This is a genomic window from Rhodococcus sp. 05-339-2, from assembly GCF_002258965.1.
Taxonomy (GTDB): domain Bacteria; phylum Actinomycetota; class Actinomycetes; order Mycobacteriales; family Mycobacteriaceae; genus Rhodococcoides.
The window spans coordinates 266,133-288,069 of record NZ_NOYW01000016.1; the positions used below are offsets into that span (position 1 = coordinate 266,133).

Consider the following 21,937-nt stretch of genomic DNA (forward strand, 5'->3'; position numbering starts at 1 on the left):
GAAAAACGGAGGGTGCGTCCGTCAGTCGGGCAGTTCTGCGTCCGGGAAGGCCGTCTGCTGGTAGCCGCCACGCAGCGTGCCCTCGATGTACGCGGCCTTGCATGCGCGTCGAGCGATCTTGCCGCTCGAGGTGCGCGGGATGGAACCGGCCGGGACGAGGAGGACGTCGCGAACGGTGACGCCGTGCCGTGCGGAGACCGCGGTACGCACCTCGTCGGCGATCGGAGCCGGATCTGCCTTGCCGGAGCCGGGTGCGCGCTCGGCGACGATGACGAGCTGCTCGGAGCTGTCGTCGGGGTCCTTGGTCAGGGCTGCGCCACTGAACTCGAAGACGATGTCCGGGAGCTGGTTGAGCGGGACGGCGAAGGCTGCGACGAAGCCGGGACGCAATGCCTTGCTGGCTTCCTGGGCCGAGAACTCGAGGTCCTGCGGGTAGTGATTGCGGCCGTCGACGATGACGAGGTCCTTGACGCGGCCGGTGATGTAGAGCTCGCCGTCGTGGTAGACACCGAAGTCGCCGGTACGCATCCAGTTGCCACCCTCGGGAGCGCCGTCTGCGTGCGAGCCTTCGGGGTTGCGGTGGACGAGCTTGTTGTGGAAGGTCTCGGAGGTCTCGGTTTCGCGGCCCCAGTAGCCCTTGCCGATGTTCTCGCCGTGCAACCAGATCTCGCCGACGTGCTCGTCGGCAACCTCGGTGCCGGTCTCGGAATCGACGATGGCGGCCCACTGGCTGCGAGCGACGGTTCCGGTGGACACCTGCGGGATGGCACCGGGGGCGTCGGGGGCGACGACGACGAAGTTGCCCGCATTGAGCTCGACGCGGTCCACGTAGACAACCTTGGCCTCGTCGGCGTGCTTGCTGGTCGAGACGAACAGGGTCGCCTCCGCCATGCCGTACGACGGCTTGATCGCGGACTTCGGCAGACCGTAGGGACCGAACGCCTCGTTGAACTTCTTCATCGACGACGTGGTGACGGGCTCGCTGCCGTTGATCAGACCGATGACATTGGACAAGTCGAGGCTCTCGCCGTTCTTCGGCAGACCACGCTGGGCCGCGTGCTCGAACGCGAAGTTCGGTGCCGCTGCGAAGGTGCCTGCGCCGTCGGACACCGCGGCGAGTTCCTTGATCCAGCGCCAGGGCCGCTGCACGAACGCACGCGGGCTCATGATGGTGATGTACTTGCCGCCGAGCGCCGGGAGAATGACGGTGAGCAGGCCCATGTCGTGGAACATCGGCAGCCAGGTGACGCCGCGGGAGTCGTGGTTGATCTCCATGCTGTCGACCATCTGCAGCGCGTTGACGCCGACCGCGCGGTGCGTGATCTCGACGCCGGCCGGGGTCCGCGTCGAACCGGACGTGTACTGCAGGTAAGCGATGTCGTCGAGCCCGGCCGTCGGCTCGACCCACGTCTCGCCGACGCTGTCCGGGACCGCGTCGACGGCGATGATCCGGGGGCGCTCCGCGGCGGGGAGCGCGCGGAAGAAGGCGCGTACGCCTGCTGCCGAGTTGCTCGCGGTGAGGATGGCGCTCGGCTTGCAGTCACCGAGGACGGCATGCAGGCGATCGGTGTGGCCTGGCTCGTCGGGATCGAACAGCGGTACCGCGATGGTGCCCGCGTAGATCGCTCCGAAGAAGGCGATGACGTACTCGAGGCCCTGCGGTGCCAGGATGGCCACTCGATCACCGGGCTGGGTGACCTGCTGCAGGCGAGCAGCGACAGCTTTGAGGCGAGTACCGAACTCGGCCCAGGTCAGCTCGTGAGCTTCGCCGTCACGTTCCCGGGAGTAATCGACGAACCGGTACGCGAGCGTGTCGGAATTCTCCTTCACGTTCACCTCGACGTGGCGGACGAGCGTCTGCCCCTCGCCGATGGTGATATGGCCGTTCTCATCGATGAAATCGTCGAACGTGTGGCTCATTACTTCAATCTCCTCCGACACGAATCCGCTGCCACACAGCCTGCGTGACCTGGGCCCGCACGACCGGCTACGTGCATGCGGACACCGAACAGCGTTTTATGTTACTGACTAGTAGCTCTTATGGTGTCGGTTTGGCACCTGGTTTGAAGGCCAGCTACATGGTACCGACACGCGCCTACGTCACTCGCCTTTCAGCAAGTCGACAACCGGCGCGAATGCTTCCATTTGAGTAGGGAAAACCCCGACATAGGACATCGTCGTCCGCGCGCGAACGTTACGGATCTGATCGGCAATTTCCTCGTATGTCCCGAATGCGAGGTACGGAGACGACAGGATGTCCTCGACGGTGAGCTTGACATCGACGTCCACGTTCGGCGGGTAGCCGTTGTCGAGTGCCGCGAGCGCCATCTCGGCCATCTGCTCACGGTCGTCGGTGACGACGATCGTGGTGATGGCCCAGTTCAGTTCGATGTCGTCGAACCGATCGCCTGCTGCTGCACGAATGAGCTCGACACGCTCGAGGGTCTTCTCGATGGTCATGCCCGAGAGCAACAGCTTGCCCTCCTTCGAGGTGCTCGGCACCACGGAGATGATGTCGGCGTGCTTGGCCGCCAGGGCGAGCATCCTCGGACCGCCACCGCCGATACAGATGGGAGGACGCGGTCCCTGGCGGGGCCGAGGACTGCCCTTGAGTCCTGCGATCGTGTAGTGCTTGCCCTCGAAGTTGCATTCCTGACCGCGCAACAGGACGTCGAGAATTTCGAGGGTCTCCTCCAGCTTCTCGATCCGCACGCCAGGGCGGTCGTACGTGATTCCCGCCTTGTCGTATTCCTCACGCATCCAACCCGCACCCAGACCGAGCTCGAGCCGTCCACCCGAGAGCACGTCGATGGTGGCCGCATCCTTGGCCAGCACCGCGGGATGCCGGAAGCCGTTCGCCAACACAGCAGTGCCGAGCCGAATCTTGTCGGTGGCCACGGCGAGCGCGCCGAGTGCTGCGATGGGACCGACCTGGTTGCCCAGGTGGTCGGGAATCATGAAGCTGTCGTAACCCAGTTCCTCGGCCTGTTGCGCCAGCTTGATGAACTTCCGAGCCCCGCCCTCCTCGGCGTTTCCCTCTCCGCCTGCAGCGAATCGGAATTTGCGCGGCCCTGCGGTCGCGGCCTCGGCGGAACTCATCTATTGCTCTCCTCGGAGTGTGCAGCGGTCTTGTTTGCTGGTGGCGAGAGCAGCCCGGCCGAGGCCGATCTGCGCAGGTCCAAGGCGCCACTCTAGCCGCTGACCCGAGTCGATCACACCGGCTGGGGGCTTCGCGGCCAAGGTTTGTGCGCGGCACCAGACCACTGCACGTCGCGTTGTGACGTTTCCGTTATAAAGCGTCGACACTCACGAATGCGCGGGCGTCGGGGCATTCTCGATCAGTCCGGCGGCCCACCCAGCGGTCCACTGAGTGGCCGTCGTACCGGATCCGTCGACGACGAAACTGTTGTACGACGCATGAACCGGGTTGCCTGCAGCCCCGATCAGAATCTGGATGCTTTGCGGAATGTTGCGGAGCGACAATCCATCCGACGGCGAAGAGCAGATCAAGTCTCCTGGTGCACAGATCTGGTTGGTCCGGTCGTCGAGGGCACCGAAGCCCCCTTCTCGACGCCCCGTCATCGTGATGCCGGGCAGGTCGAGTCCGCCGAGAGCAACCTCGGCACCGACGCCGTCGAGCGGAGCCGGAACATCCGTACCGGAGACGCCATCGCGTCGACCGTCTGCGATGAGGGTGACGCCCAGAACACGATCGGCGGAGATGGGACCGTTGCCCGCTCCGATGTCGGCCGCAATGTCGCCGGAGATGACCGCGCCCTGTGAGAAGCCGGTGAGGACGAAGTTGGTCAACGGGCAACGCGCACTGACATCGGTCATCTTCTGCACGGCGACGGCTTTGCCCTCGGTACGACTGTTGTTGTACGACTGCTGACCGTCCGGCGGCAGCGCGATGGGATTGGAGAACTGAGCCACGTACGGCACGGTGTAGACGTCGGCTCGCGAACCGGGGAACTGCTCCTGCAACGGGCGAGTGACGTTGAGCATCAACGACGCCGGATTGGCCGTCGGGTTGTACGGATCGTCGGTGGACGACGATTCCCAGGTTCCGGGGATGGCGATGACCTGGACGTCGGGGCAGTCGGCCGGCTGCGACGTCGGCTCCTCCGGTCCCGGCGGCACCGGGATGCCCGGTTCCTTCGGCAGCCGTCCGGCCAGCAGGTACCACAGGGCGACGATGATCAGACCGATGATCGCCGCAACGGCGATCACCGGAAGGATTCTGCGCTTACGCTTGGCCATCACCGTTGATCTCTACGGCCTGCAGTACGTCGCCTGCGCGGCGGCGATGTAGGTCTGGGCTGCCTGCTGAGCCTGCGTCTCGCTCATCTGCGTTCCGGAGGCGCTTGCCTCGACGCCGACGTTCGCGGTGACGAACGTCGAGATCTCCTCCGCCGTGACGCCCTGCGCCTGCGCGGCACAGATGTAATTGGCCGTCGACACCGCGATGTCGCCGTTGCCCGCCGGGGTGATCCCCTGCTTCTTCAGCTCCTCCAGGAAGCTCGCGCCGCGGTCGTCGATCTGGCTTTCCGTCGGCCCGGGGAAATCGTCCGGGACGGGCTGCGGCTGCTCGGGCGGCGCGGTGGCCGCCTCACCCGGACTCGTGGTCGGCGCAGCAGTGGTGGTCTCTGCGGCCGACGTCGTCGACTCGGCCTCGGTCGTCGTCTCCGCAGCCGAGGTGGTGGTCGTCGGCGCTCCGGTAGCCGTCGAGTCGTCACTCCCGCAGGCCACCAGCATCGAACTCGCCGCAAGGGCGAACACACCGAGCGACAGAGTCCTGGTGAGGGAATTACGCGTCATCGATCGAAATCCTTCGGTCGTCGGGTCGCAGGCGAGAGTACCGCCACGCTCTGAGAAGACTCTGAGCTGATGTCGTTTCGCAAGCAACTACGGCGCGATCGTGGCAACGCCGTCCTTGACGGTGATGATGCCGAACTGGAAGTTCTGCTGCTTGCCGCCACCGTCGATGTCGAACTGATCGCTGGTGGGGTAGCCCAACCGGCCGCCCTCGTAGCCGACCGATCCCCATGCATCGAAGATCGGACCGTACGGGGTGGACCAGGCTCCGCTCAGCGGGCTCCAGTAGATGTTGCCCGTCTCGAACTGGTTGAAGCGTCCGCCGTCCCTGATCGGGCCGAGTTCGTTGGACTTGGGGAACCCGAGAGCTCCACCCTCCCAACCCAATTCACCGTACTTGCCCAGAATCATGCCCTGCACCGAGTGCACACCGGCATCGGGCGAGGTGTAGATGGCACCGATCTCGAAACCCTGTACCGATCCGGGCTTGGTCGGCGTCTGAACCTCGTCGAGCACCGGGTAGCCCAGCGGCCCGCCCTCGTAACCCTGGGCAGCCCACTCGTCGAGCACGGCACCCTTGACCACGTGAGCTCCGGTCTGCGGCGTGAAGTAGACCATGCCGTTCTGGAAGGCGTTGAAGCGTCCGCGTCCGTCGGGAGTGCCGATCTCGCCGGTCTTCGGGAAGCCGAGCGCGCCCTCCGGGCCCTTGTTGCCCTGGTAGATACCGCCGATAGCGCCGGCGACGACCTGCGCACCGGTATCGGGGGTGAAGAAAACCCGGCCGAAGGTGAAGTCCTGCGCGCGACCTCCGGCCACGTTGTACTCGGCAGTCAAGCACGGTCCGAGCCACGAGTTGGCACCGCTCGCGTTGCCGATCATGCCGGCGACGCTGCACGCGGGCTTGTCGACCTCGACTCCGAGTGCGGTGGCGAGCTGCGGCCAGAGCTGATGCAGCTCGAACTGCCAGTACGGCCACGAGTGCGTGCCCGACGGCCGGTAGTTGACCTGAGCGGGGATGCCGAGCTGGTTGAGCTTGGTGGCGAAGGACTGCGAGGTCAGGCGCGAGAGGATCTCGAGCCCCATGCCGGCGTAGTTGGTGCTCACGCCCGGAATGCCCGAGGGCTGGTCGTACGGTCCGGTCGAGCCGTTGCCGCTGGAGATGTAGAGGCTGACGCCCTTCAACTTGTCGGCCAGCAGGTACGGATCGTGCTGCGCCCACAGGGAGTTGGACGGCGAGCCCCACATGGCGCTCGAGCTGTAGCCGCCCGCGTCGGTCATCGCGTACTGGATTGCCTGCGGCATGCCGAGCGAGGTGGTGGTCAGGATGCCCGAGAGCGAACCCGCGAACTTGAAGAAGCCGGGGTTGCGCGCGGCGAGGAACATCGCGGACGTACCGCCCATGGACAATCCGACGACTCCACGGGTGTCGGTGCTGCGCCAGTCCCGCTCGAGAATGGGTGGGAGCTCCTGGGTCAGGAACGTCTCCCACTGGTAGTTCTTGCCGTTGTCCTGATCGAGCCAGTCGGAGTAGAAGCTGGACTGGCCGCCGATGGGGAGGACCACGTTGACGTTCTTGTCGGCGAAGTACGACTCGGCGTCGGTCTCGGCCGTCCAACCGTTCTCCTGGTCGGTCGCGCGCAGACCGTCGAGCATGTACACCTGCGGGAACGTGGCCTGCGGGTTGATGTTCCAGTCACGCGCGAGCAACAGCTGAACCTGGATGGGCGTTCCCATCGAGGGCGACTGGATCCACAGCGCGACGCGACGATCGGAGAGCCAGTCCACCGACGTGACGGTGGCACCGGACGTCTGCGTGTAGGCGGGGCCGGCCAGCGCGACAGGGGCCGTCCGCGCGATGGGGGCAGCGGAGGCAACGGTCGTCGTCGCGAAGGGGATCATCAGCGCGGAAGCGACGGTCAGTGCTGCTGCCGCTCGCCGAGCCCGTGTACCGGCCGATGTAGTCCGACCGAACCGAACAAGCTCAGTGCGCATGATGGTGACTCTCTTTCGACGTGACTTTCGAAGGTCTCCTATCGAGACATGCTTCGTATGTCTTTCTACACGTGCCCGATGCCGACGAGCAGCAGACGCGCTGTGACTGGTGGTGCAATTGTGAACTGAGTCGGCATCGCGACCGTGGCCGGGACCGAAAAATGCCGCCCGGCGCACAGACGCGGGGCGGCATTTCTCGAAGAACGACTACTCGATCGGTGTCAGGCGTTGAGCGCGTCCAGGATCTGGCCGCGAGCCTTCCACAGCTCGGCTCCCCAGTACGGCCATGCGTGAATGCCGTTGGCCGGGAAGCTGTACGTGGCCGGGATGCCGAGAGTGTTCATGCGGATCTGGAATGCACGGGTGTTGGCGAGCGAGAGTGCCTCGAGCGCCATTCCGTTGGCGGTGTTGTAGAAGTCGATCGGAGCGGCCGGGCGATCGAACTCACCGGGCAGCCCGCTGGCTGCCGAGATGTAGAGGGACAGGCCCTCGAGTCGCGGCGCGAAGACGAACGGGTCGTTGCGCAGCCACGCCGGGTTCCAGGGCGGTCCCCACATGGAGTCGACGTTGAAGCGACCGGCGTCCAGCATGGCGACGCGGATGGCCTCGCGCATGCCGGGCGCGGAGATGTTGAGGTAGCCCGAGAGCGAACCGGCGAACTTGAACTGATCGCGGTGGTACGCGGCGAGCGTCAGTGCTGCCGAACCACCCATCGACAGTCCGAGCACACCGTTGTTGCTGCGCGAGACACCGTAGTTCTCGAGGAACGCGGGCAGCTCCTGGGTCAGGAACGTCTCCCACTTGTAGGTGACTTCCTGGCCGTTGAAGTTCGACGAGGTGTACCAGTCGCTGTAGAAGCTCGACTGACCGCCGACGGGCATGACCAGGGTCACGTCGTCGTTGGCGAACTGATCCTGCGCGTTGGTCTCGAACGTCCAGGCGTTGCGGTCGTCGCGGGCACGCAGCCCGTCGAGCAGGTAGAGAGCGGCGTTGCCGCCACGGGCCGCCCACTGGACCTGAACCTTGATGGGGCCCATCTCGGACGGGACGATCAGGTCTTCACGGCCACCGGCAGGGGTCTGATGCGCGACGGGAGCGGGTGCTGCGACAGCGACCGCTCCACCGACGACACCGGCTGCGAGGGGAAGGACGAGCGCTGCAGCACCGACGCCGAGCAGGCGCTGACGCCAGCGTGAAGACGCCTTCGGTGTTCTGCTGAGGCCGGCAAATCGCATGAATCGTGCTCTCTCTCATCTACGCGGTCTCCGCGACGTGCGGCCCCCGGCAATCGAACAGGGCTTTCCTGGTGGCCCCTCCGGGCCGAAGGACGACGTGGTCCTGAAAAATCTGAGGTTCTGCTGTGAAACAGGCGAACCGCTCGATGGAGGTTATTCCATCGAGCGGTTCCAAGGCAAAACTGTGATCAGCGTCCCAGTTTCACCTCGACGTTTCCCCGAAACAGGAGACTATCCTGCTCGGTCCCCGCTGAACAGCCCTGAAAAGTCGTGAAGTCTCACGAAGGGCCGAGAAGCGGGCGAAACGACCGAAATGATCCGTGAGCCGGTCAGTTACCGATGTTGGCGCTCAGGTCCGGTGCCATGATGCGGATCTGCTCGCCCCAGTAACCCCACTGGTGGGTACCGACGGCCGGGAACGCGTAGGTGACGTTGTTGGCACCGATGCTGGCCATCCGGATCTGGAACGCCCGACTGTTCGCCAGTGCGATGGCCTCGAGGCCCATGCCGTTGGCGGTGTTGTAGTAGTCGATGAAGCTCCGCGGGCGATCGAGTCCGCCGGGCAGGCCGCTACCTGCGAACACCCACACGCGGGTTCCGTTGTCGCGCAGACGAGGGGCGAAGACGAACGGGTCGTTGCGCAGCCACGCCGGATCCCACGGCGGTCCCCACATCGCGTCGATGTTGTAGCGACCGGAGTCGAGCAATGCCAGACGCATGGCTTCGCGCATGCCGGGAGCGGAGATGTTCAGGTAGCCGGACAGCGAGCCCGCGTAGCTGAACTGGTCCGGGTGGTAGGCCGCGAGAGTCAGAGCAGCCGAGCCACCCATCGAGATACCGATGACGCCGTTGCGGTTGGGGTTGAAGCCCCAGTTCGCGCGCAGGTTCTCACGCAGGTTCTGCGTCAGGAAGGTCTCCCACTTGTACGTGGTCTGCTGGCCGTTGAAGTTCGACGGTGCGTACCAGTCGGAGTAGAAGCTCGACTGTCCACCCACCGGCTCGACGACGTTGATGTTCCAGGAGGCCAACACGGCACCGGCGTCGGTCTCGTGCTCCCAACCGGAGATGTCGTTGGTGGCCCGCAGACCGTCGAGGAGGTAGACGACGCGATTGGTGTTGCCGTCCGCGGCGCGCCAGACGCGGCTCTTGATCGGACCCATGCTCGAGTCCGTCCAGACGTCGATGGCATTGCCGTCGAAGGCTGCGTTGGCAGTTGCGCCACCGCCGGCTACAGCCAATCCCAGTGGGAGGACCACCGCCATCAGCATGGACGTGGCGGCGCGGCGGCCCCAGGAGCCACCCCGCTTGTCCTCGGACCGGCTCTTCCTTCTACCCAGCATGCACTCGACCTCTCAGCTGCTTCATCGTCACATCGGTTACGCAATCAACGCTTGATCTCGCAAGTTCACCATGTCTGCCGTCCGACCCTCGGGTCGGTCGCACACACATCCTCAGCGCTTATCGCACCGAGGGCGGCCACCGTTACAGGATCGAGATAGCTCATCTTGGCGTCGAGACCATTTCGGCGCAACCCGGTGACCTTTTCGTGTTCGGACACCTAATTGTCCGCCTTCAATATCGGGGCCGGAAGATCACATCGTTGTATTTCGTATTTCGGCACCCGATCGAAGCGATATCCGGCATAGAAGAGCGAACGCTTGAAATTGCGAACGAACAGATCCTTCGTCAGCGGGGCCCGGTAGGAGGTGAGCAGCTCCTGGGTGTCGGGGCAGGTCAACGCCACCTGTGCCTCGGTGACCCAGTCCTCGTCCATGTACCAGGGCAGGTACGGATGGACGGCGACGAGTCCGAGATCGGCCACCACCCAGTCCGGATACAGATTCTTGTCGTGCCCGATCCGGCCGTTCTCGAGCCGCTCGGTGTGCGATGCCAACGGGTATGCCAGCCCCATCTGGTCGATGACCCGCACGTCGAGGCCGACGTTCATGCTGGTCATTCCGAGGTTGAGGAAGAAGACGGTGTGACCGAATCCACCCTCGGGGATCGGCAGCGGCGGTGGAACGACATCCCAGTACGTGAACTGGGCCGAGGGCAACAGCAATCCGCCGTCGGGAGTGTCCTCGATCGCCTCGACCATCCCTCGCATCCGCGGGTAGTCGAGGTAGTCCGAGGCCAGAATCGGATGAGCGTGCCCGGTGTTGAGCGAGTAGAACGCCCGCTCGTCGACGATGCCACTGCGTCCGACGATCGAGCCCTGCGGCATTCCAGTCGTGTTGGCCGCCACGACGGCCCAGATCACGATGCCGGCCCAGACGAACAGATCGGCGACGAAAACCGCTGTGGCGCGGTCTGCAGCCCAGCGTTTCGGGAGAGCGACCGGCAGCACGGAAATCGGCAACAAAAGCGTGAACAATGCCGGCAACAATGTCCGACCGTGCATGAAATCGCCGCCGACGCGAATCGAATACAAAGCCAACAGAAGGCCACTGATCAACACGAAGACGACCACGGCGGTCGGCGTCCGCAGCGCGGCGAGCCAGCCGCCGACGGTACGGGGCAGGGACAACCGCACTCGCGAGGCCGACAGCACGGCACCGACGACGAGCAGTATCAGTGGCAGCCACAGCAGATACGGGCCGACGAGGTTGGACAGGTACTCGAACCCCTGCGACCACTTGGCTCCGCCTGCATCCTTCGACACCGCGGTGTTGGGGTACGGCAGGCCGTAGTAGCCCATGCGCCAGATCTGATAGAGCACCGGCACCGCACCGGCGAAAGCGAACACTCGCAGCCTGGACAACCAACTCTGCGGAGCCAGGAAGATCATCGCCAACGCCAGCACCGCCACGATGGACAGTTCCGGACGCACCAGCGGGCCGAGCCCGGCGAAGAAGGCCAGCAGCAGCAGCTCGACGCCACCCGACCGTCGTTGACCCCACCGGACCATCAGCACCCACAGCATCGCCAACCAGAAGATGACCAGGCAGGTCTCGAGGCCGGACGTCGCGAAGTCGCGGGCGGGCGGAACCGCGATGTAGACCAGGACTCCGGCAGGCAGGAACAGAGTCTGCGACGCGGTGCGACCACGCAACGCGAACGTGCCCATCATCGCCAGAACGACGGCCGCCGTGGACAGGATCAGTGCGATCGTCAGGACGACGTACTCGAGTCGACCCTCGCTGAGCCAACTGCCCGCGTACACGAGGTAGGTCCAGATGGTGCTGGTGTTGGTCTCCACGCGCTCGCCCGCGTTGAACACCGGTCCGTTGCCTGCCAGCAGGTTGCGGACGGTACGCAGAACGATCAGGCCGTCGTCGGCGATCCAGCGGCGCTCCCACGCACCCCAGAGGAACAACGCCCCGGTGACCACGGTCCCGATCCAGAAGACGGGCCTGGTGATCGATGCCCGAGCGGAGTTCTCTTCTCGCGCGTCTCGCTGGTCAGGCGAGGTAGACAGCGACACCAACCACTCCGATCCACGCTATGGCGAGTAGCTGCAGAACCCTGTCTCCCAACGCGATCTCTTCGGGTTCGCCTGCCTCGCCGCCATCGACATCCACTGCGTATCGCAGGATTGCGATAGTAAACGGAATCATCGAGATGGCGAACCAGTTGGCACCCGTGCCCGCGTCTTCCTGGAACGCCCACAGGCCGTAACAGATGACGACGGCGGTCGCGGACAGTGTCCAGACGAATCGCAGGTAGGTGGTGGTGTAGTTCTCGAGCGATTTGCGGATCTTCGCTCCGGTGCGTTCGGCCAACTGCAGCTCCGCGTAGCGCTTGCCTGCCGCCATGAACAGCGAGCCGAACGCCATGATCAGCAGGAACCACTGCGACAGCGGGATCGAAGCGGCGACGCCACCGGCGATCGCACGGAGCAGGAAGCCCGAGGAGACGATGCAGATGTCGAGCACGGCCTGGTGCTTGAGACCGAAGCAGTACGCGAGCTGAATCGCGATGTAGACGCCGATGACCAGCGCCAGTTTCCAGTTCGCGATGAACGAGAGGCCGATGGCGAGACCGAGCGAGACAACGGCCATCGCGTAGGCGATGTTGACCGGCAGTACGCCCGCGGCGATCGGTCGGAATCGCTTGGTGGGGTGGGCGCGGTCGGCGTCGACGTCCATGGCGTCGTTGACCAGGTAGACCCCGGACGCGGCGAAGCAGAACACGACGAACGCGAGCGCGACGGACAGCAGAACGTCGGGGTCGGTGACCGAGCCCGCCGCCAGCGGTGCGGCCAGCACCAGTACGTTCTTGACCCACTGACGCGGACGAAGCGCCTTGACGATGCCGTCCGCCAGGTTCTTCGGCGGTGCGCCTACGGGTGCGGCATCCTCGCTCATTTGTCTCCTTCGAACTTCACGACGGCCGCAGCCGTCAACGCGCCGAGCGCCGATCCTGCCAGCACGTCGGTGGGGTAATGGACTCCGAGCACCAAGCGCGAGAGCAGCATGGGTGGGACGAGGACCGCCGGTAACGGTAGCCCGGTCACCCGGCCGAGGAGAACCGCGGCGGCTGTGGTCGATGTCGCATGCGAGGACGGAAAGCTCAGCTTGCTGGGCGTCGAGACGTTGATGCGGACGGCCGGGTCGTGAGGACGTGGCCGGCGCACGATGCGCTTGATCACGATCGACGCGGCGTGGGAACCCACTGCCCCGACGGCCACCGAGGCCCATTGACGCCGACGCGGCCGGTCCAGTGCAGCTCCGATACCGGCGATCGCGACCCAGCCGAGTGCGTGTTCGCCGAAGTGCGACATGCCGCGGGCGACGGTGATCGCGCCGGGGGCACTGCCGACGGTGCTCTGCACCTTCTCGAGGATCCTGACTTCCGTCGGAGCCTCGGTCTGTCCCTTACGCCTGGTAACGAAAGACACGTTCCCACGTTTCCTTACTGGTCAGGTGCGGCACGGCATCGCGGTACCGAGCCTTGAGGGCGGGGAATTCGGCTGCCAACTGCTTGCGCAGCGTCAGGGCTTCCTTGAGCAGCGCCGCAGCCTGCTGACGATCCCGCTTGCGGTACACGACGCCCCGGCCGTCGGCGGTGGTGACGGTGACGCCGTCGACCTGGGACAGCAGGAACCAGCGCGCGTCGAGAGTCGGGACGTTGAGCTGCGGGCGGTCGTGATGCTGGGTGTGCGCAGGCTTTGCGTTGTGCAGCAGCCCTTTTGCCAATCGGCCGATCTTGGCCAGTGGGTTGGTCGGCAGCCCGACGGCTCCCACCTCCTCACCGGACGCGAGCGGCAGTTCGGTGGAGCTGCCGACGACGACCGCGTCGGGGAACTCCTTGCGCAGTGCGTGCACGGTCGGCAGCGCGGTGGGCAGGATCTCGAGGATGTGCTCGGGGCCGGCGAGGAAGTCGCGGATCGCCAGGTTCTGGATCGCGACGGTCGAGTACTCGAGGCACAGCAGATGCTTGACCGTGGCCTTGATCGTGTCGAGCACCAGCCCCTTGCCGTCGCCCGGCATGTGCAGCGATGCGACCACCAGGCGGTTGCGCAGATGGAAGTACGCCTGCCAGTCGATGGCGTCGTCCTTGTCGCTCCACGCCATGTGCCAGATCGCCGCACCCGGCAGCGTCACCGTCGGATAGCCGGCTTCGCGTGCGCGCAAGCCGTATTCGGCGTCGTCCCACTTGATGAACAGCGGCAGCGGCTGCCCGAGTTCCTCGGCGACGACCCGCGGAATCATGCACATCCACCAGCCGTTGTAGTCGACGTCGATGCGGCGGTGCAGCAGTTTGCTGGTACGCAGTGGATCCTCGGAGAAGTCGTGGTCGTACTCCACGTTCTGTGCGCCGGTCCACATGAAGTTGCTGCGATCGATCACTTCGCCCATGACGTGCAGGTGACTGCGCGCCTGCAGGTTGAGCATCTGGCCGCCGACGAGTGTGGGGACCTTGGCGAACCGAGACATGGCCAGCGCCCGCAGAATCGAGTCGGGCTCGATCTCGATGTCGTCGTCCATGAACAGGATGTGTTGGCAGGCAGTGTTGTTCAGCGCCTCGTACATGATGCGGCTGTATCCGCCGGACCCGCCGAGGTTGGCCTGATCGTGGATGGCGAGCCTGCCGCCGAGGGCCGCGGCGGCCTCGTCGAATCCGGGCTCGTCCTTCGCCTTGCGGGTGCCCTGATCGGGCATGATCACGGCCTGGATCACGTCCAGCACCAGGGGGTCCGACCCAAGGGCGACAAGGGCTTTGACGGCGTCGGTCGGGCGATTGAAGGTGGGGATGCCGACCGCGACGGTCGCTTCCCCCGGAGCCTCGATCGGGGCGTACCAACCCGCACTCTCGAGCACCACCTCGGAGTCGGAGGTGATGTCGAACCAGATCCAACCGCCGTCCTCGAACGGACCGAGATCGATCAGAAATTCCTGCGCCGCATCTCCGTCGACCGCCTCGCGGCCCTCGACGTGGATGCGCGACGCGTCGGCCTTGGACCGGTAGACGTCGATTCGGCAGTGGCCGGAGACCTCGACGCGGAGCACCACCGACTTCAAGACGCTGTAGCGCCGCCAGTAGCTCGCCGGGAATGCGTTGAAGTAGGTGCAGAACGACACCTCGGACTCGGAACCGATGGTGACCGAGGTTCGCGAGAGCGAGTGTGCCCGTTTGGCATTGGTGAGTGCTTCTTCGAGGTACAGCGTGCGCACGTCGAGCGGTTCACCGGAACGCGGAAGCAGTACGCGCTGCAACAGCGACTTACCCAGAACCGGCGCCGCGTCGGTGATGCCGTCCTCGAGCAGGTGCTTGGCGGTCACTTGTCGCCTGCCAGAGGAGCACCGGTCTCGAAGTGCGGAACCAGGGTGTTCTCGTACATGTTCAGTGCGCTCGCGATGGCCATGTGCATGTCCAGGTACTGGTACGTGCCGAGGCGTCCACCGAACAGCACTTTGTTGGACGCTGCTTCGGCCTTGGCGCGGTCGCGGTAGGCCTCGAGCTTCTGCCGGTCGTCGGGGGTGTTGATCGGGTAGTACGGCTCGTCGCCGCTCTTGGCGAAGCGGGAGAACTCACGCATGATGACCGTCTTGTCGGTCGGGTACTGGCGCTCGGGGTGGAAGTGCCGGAACTCGTGGATCCGAATGAACGGCACGTCGCCGTCGTTGTAGTTCATCACCGGGGTGCCCTGGAAGTCACCCGTCGGGAGTACCTCGGTCTCGAAATCGATTGTGCGCCAGCCTAGTTCGCCCTCGGAGTAGTCGAAGTAGCGGTCCAGTGGGCCGGTGTAGACGATGGGGGCGTCGGGGCTCTCGGCCACGAGCTCGGCTTTGACGTCGAACCAGTCCGTGTTCAACCGGACCTCGATCTTCTCGTCGGCGGCCATCTTCTCGAGCCACGCGGTGTAGCCGTCGACCGGCAAGCCCTCGTAGGCGTCGTTGAAGTAGCGATTGTCGAACGTGTACCGCACCGGCAATCGGGTGATGTTGCCCGCGGGCAGGTTCTTCGGATCGGTCTGCCACTGCTTGGCGGTGTAGTCCTTGATGAAAGCCTCGTAGAGCGGGCGACCGATCAGCGAGATCGCCTTCTCCTCGAAGTTCTGCGCGTCCTTGGAGTCGAACTCGCTGGACTGCTCTTCGATGAGGGCGCGCGCCTCGGCGGGCGAGAAGTACTTGCCGAAGAACTGCGAGATCAGGCCGAGGCCCATCGGGAACTGATACGACTGGCCCTTGTGCAGAGCGAAGACACGGTGCTGGTAGCCGGTGAAGTCGGTGAACTTGTTGACGTACTCCCAGACCCGCTTGTTCGAGGTGTGAAACAGATGGGCGCCGTACTTGTGAATCTCGATACCCGTCTCGGGCTCGGCCTCGGAGTACGCGTTGCCGCCCAGATGGTGCCGCCGATCCAGCACGAGGACACGCTTACCCAACTGGGATGCCGCCCGCTCCGCCACGGTCAGTCCGAAGAACCCGGATCCGACGACGATGAGGTCGTATCGGCCGGTCACGGAGGCGTCGGAAGAGGTGGTCTCGGGGCTTACAGCAGTCACGGGCAACCAGGGTATCCGACGATCGTGACCGCTCTGCCCCGCCAGGTGCCCATCGGCGGGCCCGGTGTCATCGAACGGAACGTCGGAGCAGGTAGGTGTCCATGACCCAGCCGTGCTGGGACTTGACCTGCTCGCGGGCGCTGCGGATCTCACCGAGCACGTCGTCGAGCGGACCTGCCACCAGCTTCTCGTCCACCGTTCCCAGATTGGCACCCCAGTGGATGCTCCATCCTGCGCCGGTCAGCACGCTGCAGGCCAGGTTGCCGTCGAGCATGACCACGAGGTTGTCGAGGCCAGCGGCGACGTCGCTCGCCAAGTTCCTGCCGGTGGTGATGACGATCGGTCCGCCGATGCGGTTGAGAACGAGGCGATGACTCGCCGCCAGCATCGACACGCTGGAGACACCGGGTGTGACATCGAACTCGATGTCGCCGCGCAACGCGGCCAGCCGCTCGACGACGCGGATGGTGCTGTCGTAGAGCGCGGGGTCGCCCCAGACGAGAAACCCCACGACGGTGCCTCGGTCGAGGCCGTCGAGCACATCGGCGTAGGCGCGGGCGCGGGCGTCGTGCCAATCGAGGACCGCGGTCTCGTATTGCCGGGGTGATCGGTCCCGCGGCGGGTCGGGTACCTCGATCACCCGGTAGCTGCCGCCATGGTGACGCTCGAGTATTTCCTGCCTGGCCGCCCCGAGATCGCCGACCGATGCGCCCTTGTCGGCCACGACGAACACATCCACCGCCCGCAGCTTCTGGATCGCCTGGACGGTGATCTGATCGGGGTGGCCGCCGCCGATGCCGATCAGGTGAATCCTCACGATCGGTCCCGGCACGCGTCGTACAGGTGGGATTCGGTGACGACACGTCGAGCCAGGGCAGGCCCCACCAGAATCACCGCCGCCTGCCGCAGGTCGGCGGCCTCGACCTGGTCGGCGATATCGGCCAGAGTGCCGCGCAGGATCAGCGCGTCCGGCTTGCTGGCGTGGAAGACGACGGTGGCCGGGCACTCCGGACCGTAGAACTCCGTCAGTTCCTCGGTCAGGATGCGCGTGCGGGTGATCGCGAGGTGCAGCGCCAGGGTCGCGCGGGTGGCGGCGAAGTTCTTCAGCGCCTCGGTATCGGGCATCGCCGTCGAGCGGGCCTGCGCGCGGGTGAGCACCACCGACTGCGTCACTTCGGGAACCGTCAGCTCGACGCCCAGTGCGGCGGCTGCGGCCGCGTAGGCCGGAACGCCAGGGGTGACGTCCCAGGGCACGCCTGCCGCGTCGAGTCGAGCGGACTGTTCGGCCAGGGCGGAATAGAGGGACGGATCCCCCGAGCACAGGCGAGCGACGTCCTCGCCGCGTTCGTGGGCGGCGACCAGCTCACCGGTGATGGCGTCGAGATCGAGCTTCGCGGTGTCGACCAGGCGGGTGCCTGCCGAGCAGTGGTCGAGGATCGCGTCGTCGATGTAGGTACCGGCGTAGACGCAGACCGGGCTCGATCGCAGGAACTCGACGGCCCGCAGCGTGAGCAGGTCGGCAGCGCCCGGTCCGGCTCCGATGAAGTGCACAGTCACAGCTCGAAAGCGTAGGTGACGCGCCCGACGCGCCGCGCCACCGGAACTTCCCGGGGATGGCTAACTGTCAAGCTAAGGTTTAGCCTTGTGTCTGATGGGACTCATGTTGCTGATGTGATTCATGTTGTTCAGTAATCAGAGATCCTACGACGCGTACCTACCAACAACCAGGGAGTACCGCCTTGCCGAACCGTCGAACGAAGCCGTCGATCGTTCTCGGTGCTGTCGCACTACTGGCCGTCGCGACCCCCTTCGCGGTCGCAGGCCTCACCGACAGCACGACAACCGGAGTTCGACCGGCCAACGAGACAACCCCCGTCACTGTGCCGACCAAGATCGTCGAGACCGCGCTGAGCGCCGCACCGGACATCGTGATTCCGCTGCAGGAGCTCACCGGACTGCCGTTGCCCGATCTGCGGCTCTCCGACCTGAAGTACCTGCCGCTGCCGGATTCCATCGTGATACCGCCGATCGAGATCCCCGACATCCCGGGTCTCACCACCCCGGCCCCGGGCAACGCGACCGCCCAGGCCCCGATTCCTCGGGTGGACGCCTCTGCACCGGTGAACCCCGAAGCTGCCGATCCGACCGGTCCGCCACTCGGTGCCGCCGTCAAGGAGATCACGCAGGACACCCCGTTCAGCATGGTGGCCCTGACCTCCGAGCAGCTCGACGGTGCTTCCGCTCAGATCCGCCGGCAACTGGAGGACGGCTCCTGGGGCCCGTGGCTGCAAACCGCGCCGGTCGATACCACTGCGAGCGATGCCGTTCCCGCTGCGGAAAAGCAGGGCACCGAACCGATCTTCGTCGGACTGACCAAGGCCGTGCAGGTGTTGCTGACGCCGATGACGAGCAGTGCAGCTCCCGAAAGCTTCGCAACTGCACCGGTTCCCGAGGTTCCGGTCGTCGAACTGCCTGCTCCCGGCGCTCCGGCCGAGGTTCCCGCTGCCGCGGAACAGCCCTTGGGCTACACCCCGGCGTCATCGAGCAAGCCACTGCGCCAACAGGATCCGGCTCCGGCCGATCCCGCGGCCCCGGCACCCGAGTCCGACAGCTCGGCCGAACAGCTGGCCGCGGCCGTGAACGACATCAGCGCGGTACTCATCACCCCCGGCACGTCGCCCGCCGACTCGGCACTGAGCGACCTCGCCACTCCCGTCGCCGGTGACGCAGGCCCGAACGTGATCACCCGCGCTCAGTGGGGTGCCGACGAGTCGATCCGTTGCGCCACACCGACGATCGACGACTTCATCGGTGGTGCCACCGTGCACCACACCGCAGGCAGCAACGACTACTCCAAGTCCGAATCGGCCGAAATCGTCCGAGCCATCTACGCGTACCACGCGCAGACGCTCGGCTGGTGCGACATCGGCTACAACGCCATCGTCGACAAGTACGGTCAGATCTTCGAGGGCCGCGCGGGCGGTCTGGACAAGCCGGTTCAGGGTGCCCACGCGGGCGGGTTCAACGAGAACACCGTCGGTGTGGCCATGATGGGCGACTACTCCAACGAGGATCCCTCGCAGGAGACCATCGATTCGGTCGGCAAGTTCCTCGGATGGCGACTCGGCAAGGCCGGTCTCGACCCCAAGGGCACCACCACGATGACCTCGGAGGGAACGAATTTCACGTTCGTCGGCAAGGGCAAGAGCATCGACCTGCCGGTGATCTTCGGTCACCGCGACGTCGGCAACACCGAATGCCCGGGTGACGCCGGATACGCGCGGCTCGGAGAGATCCGCGACATCGCTGCGGCGAACCTCGGCGGCGGCGGAGATGCCACTCCGGTCTCGCCCGACGTGACCGACACAGCTCCCGATACCGCAGTGACCGACGCGGCACCGTCCCGTCCGGGCACCGACGTCAGTTCCACTCTGGGCGAGAACATCCCGGCCCTGGTCGCCGAGTTGCAGCGTCTGGCGTCGACCAGTCCCGTCGCTCAGAAGTGGTTGTCCTCGGGTGGCGAAACCGGTGCGCTGGGCGTACCGGTGAGCGGTCTGGTGCAGGTCAGCGGTGGCCGCGAGAAGGCGCAGTTCGCCAACGGTGAGATCATCACCAACATGGCAGGCCAGGCCGTGGCCGTCATCGGCAAGATCTTCCAGCAGTACGTGCAGCAGGGTGGCGTCGACGGCGTGCTCGGTCTGCCGCTCACCGACGAGTTCCGGGTGCCGGAGGGCCTCCGGACCGACTTCGAGAACGGCTCGCTGATCTTCAACGAGCTCACCGGAATTGTGACCACGGTGATCAAGACGTACAACGACACCTACAACGCGGAGATGCAGAACCCCGTTGCAGCACCGGTGGAACCGGCTCCTGCGCCCGCTCCCGCACCGGAGCCCGCACCCGCAGGCTGAGATTCACCAGCGAAAGGGCCGAGTCACCACGGTGACTCGGCCCTTTCGCGTTCCGGTACCACACCTTCGTGCCCAGCGTGGCGACGCGTCACCACCAACGTTCGAGGACGTGCGCCACTCCGTCTTCTGCGTTGGTGACAGTCACCTCGTTCGCCGCCGCGACGGCAGCCGGATGCGCGTTACCCATCGCGACACCCAGTCCCACCATCGTCAACATCGGGACGTCGTTGGGCATGTCGCCGAAGGCCACGATGTCCTTCACGTCCACCGACAGGGTCTCGGCGACCTTGGCCAGACCCGACGCCTTGGTGATTCCCGGTGCCGAGAGCTCGATCAGTCCGTTGTCGGTGGAGAACGTCAGGTCGGCGCGACCGGAGATCAGCGGGGACAGGATGTCTGCCATGTGTCCGCTGGTGGAGCCGGAAAGACGAATCAGCAGCTTGACGGCCGGAACGTCGACCACGTCGTCCTCGGTCATCTCGACGTTGTCCGGGTTCAGCCAGGCGTGCTCGTAGCCCGGGGAGCTGACGAACTGCGGGGTGGCCGAGTCGTGTGCCGTCCGGCCCACCCGCTCCGCGGCCAGCCCGCAGCCCGGCAGTGCGCGATAGGCGACGTCGGCCAGCCACTGCAGTGTCTGCACCGAGAGCGTCTCGGCGCTGAGCACGCGATCGTTCGCGGCGTCGTAGATGACCGCTCCGTTGGCGCACACCGACATCGGCGCGTATCCCAACTGATCGACGACGGGGTGGATCCACCGCGGCGGGCGGCCGGTGGACAGCACGAACGGCACGCCGTCGGCGACGACGGCCGACACGGCACGCTTGGTGCGTTCGGTGACACGCTCGTGCTGGTCGAGCAGAGTGCCGTCGACGTCGCTGGCGACGAGACGGGGGGCGAGGCGGGTGGTGTTCGGCGCGTTGGTCATCGTGACGTCATTCTGCCCTAGTGTCGAGGTGACCTGTCTTCGACGTGGAAGGAACGGTAGATGACATCTGTGAACCGTCAGATCCGATTGGCTCAGCGCCCGGTGGGACGTCCCGACGAGTCGACGTGGAACCTCACCGAGGAACCGATTCCCACGCCGGGCGACGGCGAGTTCGTCGTCACCGTCGACTACGTCTCTCTCGACCCGGCGATGCGGGGATGGCTCAACGATGCGCGCTCGTACGTACCGCCCGTCGGGATCGGCGAGGTGATGCGGGCGCACGCCGTGGGACGGGTGCTGGAATCCCACCACCCCGATTATGCTGTCGGAGAGATCGTTTCGGGCTCGTTCGGCGTCACCGAGCACGCACTGTCGGACGGCACGGGGGTGCAGAAGGTCGACGAATCCATCGCACCGTCACCCACGTGGCTCGGAGCGCTCGGCTTCCCAGGACTGACGGCGTACTTCGGCCTGATGGACGTCGGCAAGCTCACCGAGGGCGACACCGTGGTGATCTCCGGAGCCGCGGGCGCCGTGGGCAGCATCGCGGGCCAGATCGCAAAAGCCAAGGGAGCCACTGTGATCGGCATTGCGGGTGGTCCCGAGAAGTGCGCGTGGCTCACCGAGGAACTGGGTTTCGACGCCGCGATCGACTACAAGAACGAGTCGGTGTACAAGGGCCTGAAGGCGGCTGCACCCGAGGGCATCGACGTGTATTTCGACAACGTCGGCGGTGAGATCCTCGACGCGGCCCTCTCACGGCTTCGCAAGGGAGCGCGAGTGGTGTTGTGCGGAGCCATCTCCGGCTACAACGCCACCGATCCGCAACCCGGCCCGGCGCACTACCTGTCCCTGTTGATCAATCGGGCGTCGATGACGGGCTTCATCATCTTCGACTACCTCGATCGCTACCAGGAGGGCATCGACGCACTGTCCGAACTGCTCACCAGCGGCAAGATGACGGCGCGGGAGCAGATCGAGATCGGCGGCGTCCCCGCCTTCGGATCGACACTGAACTTGCTGTTCGACGGAGCCAACACCGGCAAACTGGTCCTCGAGGTCGGAGAACGCACCCACGATTCGGAATTATGAGGACGCCTCGTTCGTT

General features: G+C 65.4%; 17 protein-coding genes. 2 read left to right on the forward strand and 15 right to left on the reverse strand.

The annotated features are described in order from the left end of the window. Window positions 1-21: 21 nt before the first annotated feature. The 14 genes from fadD32 to cobM all read right to left on the reverse strand — a co-directional run bounded on the left by fadD32 (window position 22) and on the right by cobM (window position 17,550). Complete coding sequence (fadD32, locus tag CH273_RS14840) at window positions 22-1,920, reverse strand: long-chain-fatty-acid--AMP ligase FadD32 (RefSeq protein WP_032396433.1); 1,899 nt, start codon at window positions 1,918-1,920, stop codon at window positions 22-24. 180 nt (window positions 1,921-2,100) lie between these two features. Beyond that, entirely contained in the window at window positions 2,101-3,099 is a 999-nt protein-coding gene (locus CH273_RS14845; protein ID WP_032396434.1) for an LLM class F420-dependent oxidoreductase, read from the reverse strand. Window positions 3,100-3,306: 207 nt separating this feature from the next. Then, window positions 3,307-4,260: a cutinase family protein gene (locus CH273_RS14850; RefSeq protein ID WP_032396435.1), complete on the reverse strand. Its 954-nt coding sequence runs from the start codon at window positions 4,258-4,260 to the stop codon at window positions 3,307-3,309. A 12-nt stretch (window positions 4,261-4,272) separates the two neighbouring features. Further along, window positions 4,273-4,818: a DUF732 domain-containing protein gene (locus CH273_RS14855; protein WP_032396436.1), complete on the reverse strand. Its 546-nt coding sequence runs from the start codon at window positions 4,816-4,818 to the stop codon at window positions 4,273-4,275. Window positions 4,819-4,905: 87 nt separating this feature from the next. After that, window positions 4,906-6,807 carry an alpha/beta hydrolase-fold protein gene (locus CH273_RS14860; RefSeq protein WP_082322549.1) on the reverse strand — a complete coding sequence of 634 codons (1,902 nt, stop codon included), beginning with the start codon at window positions 6,805-6,807 and terminating at the stop codon, window positions 4,906-4,908. 221 nt (window positions 6,808-7,028) lie between these two features. Then, entirely contained in the window at window positions 7,029-8,042 is a 1,014-nt protein-coding gene (locus CH273_RS14865) for an alpha/beta hydrolase (RefSeq protein ID WP_045197995.1), read from the reverse strand. A 329-nt stretch (window positions 8,043-8,371) separates the two neighbouring features. After that, entirely contained in the window at window positions 8,372-9,382 is a 1,011-nt protein-coding gene (locus CH273_RS14870; RefSeq protein WP_176459410.1) for an alpha/beta hydrolase, read from the reverse strand. A gap of 218 nt (window positions 9,383-9,600) precedes the next feature. Next, on the reverse strand, window positions 9,601-11,466 hold the full coding sequence (gene zomB, locus CH273_RS14875; RefSeq protein WP_032396437.1) for a flagellar motor control protein ZomB: 1,866 nt from the start codon (window positions 11,464-11,466) through the stop codon (window positions 9,601-9,603). After that, on the reverse strand, window positions 11,444-12,349 hold the full coding sequence (locus tag CH273_RS14880) for a decaprenyl-phosphate phosphoribosyltransferase (protein ID WP_032396438.1): 906 nt from the start codon (window positions 12,347-12,349) through the stop codon (window positions 11,444-11,446). Before CH273_RS14880 ends, zomB begins: the two co-directional genes overlap by 23 nt. After that, the gene (locus tag CH273_RS14885) at window positions 12,346-12,882 is read right to left on the reverse strand and encodes a phosphatase PAP2 family protein (protein ID WP_052049813.1); all 537 of its coding nucleotides are present in this window, start codon (window positions 12,880-12,882) and stop codon (window positions 12,346-12,348) included. The genes CH273_RS14880 and CH273_RS14885 overlap by 4 nt, the downstream gene beginning before the upstream one ends. Next, window positions 12,860-14,767: a glycosyltransferase gene (locus CH273_RS14890; RefSeq protein ID WP_032396439.1), complete on the reverse strand. Its 1,908-nt coding sequence runs from the start codon at window positions 14,765-14,767 to the stop codon at window positions 12,860-12,862. Before CH273_RS14890 ends, CH273_RS14885 begins: the two co-directional genes overlap by 23 nt. Next, the gene (gene glf, locus CH273_RS14895) at window positions 14,764-15,993 is read right to left on the reverse strand and encodes a UDP-galactopyranose mutase (protein ID WP_179275487.1); all 1,230 of its coding nucleotides are present in this window, start codon (window positions 15,991-15,993) and stop codon (window positions 14,764-14,766) included. Before glf ends, CH273_RS14890 begins: the two co-directional genes overlap by 4 nt. 67 nt (window positions 15,994-16,060) lie before the next feature. After that, the gene (cobF, locus tag CH273_RS14900; protein WP_218829581.1) at window positions 16,061-16,813 is read right to left on the reverse strand and encodes a precorrin-6A synthase (deacetylating); all 753 of its coding nucleotides are present in this window, start codon (window positions 16,811-16,813) and stop codon (window positions 16,061-16,063) included. Continuing rightward, the gene (cobM, locus tag CH273_RS14905) at window positions 16,807-17,550 is read right to left on the reverse strand and encodes a precorrin-4 C(11)-methyltransferase (protein ID WP_032396441.1); all 744 of its coding nucleotides are present in this window, start codon (window positions 17,548-17,550) and stop codon (window positions 16,807-16,809) included. The genes cobF and cobM overlap by 7 nt, the downstream gene beginning before the upstream one ends. A gap of 182 nt (window positions 17,551-17,732) precedes the next feature. Between cobM and CH273_RS14910 the strand changes: the two genes are divergently transcribed. After that, window positions 17,733-19,904 carry an N-acetylmuramoyl-L-alanine amidase gene (locus CH273_RS14910; RefSeq protein ID WP_032396442.1) on the forward strand — a complete coding sequence of 724 codons (2,172 nt, stop codon included), beginning with the start codon at window positions 17,733-17,735 and terminating at the stop codon, window positions 19,902-19,904. 88 nt (window positions 19,905-19,992) lie between these two features. On the opposite strand, the gene CH273_RS14915 is transcribed toward CH273_RS14910, so the two are convergent. Further along, window positions 19,993-20,829, reverse strand: coding sequence for a Cof-type HAD-IIB family hydrolase (locus CH273_RS14915; RefSeq protein ID WP_032396443.1), 837 nt, complete (start codon window positions 20,827-20,829; stop codon window positions 19,993-19,995). A gap of 60 nt (window positions 20,830-20,889) precedes the next feature. On the opposite strand from CH273_RS14915, the gene CH273_RS14920 reads away from it, so the two are divergent. Beyond that, on the forward strand, window positions 20,890-21,921 hold the full coding sequence (locus tag CH273_RS14920; RefSeq protein ID WP_032396444.1) for an NADP-dependent oxidoreductase: 1,032 nt from the start codon (window positions 20,890-20,892) through the stop codon (window positions 21,919-21,921). Window positions 21,922-21,937 lie beyond the last annotated feature (16 nt).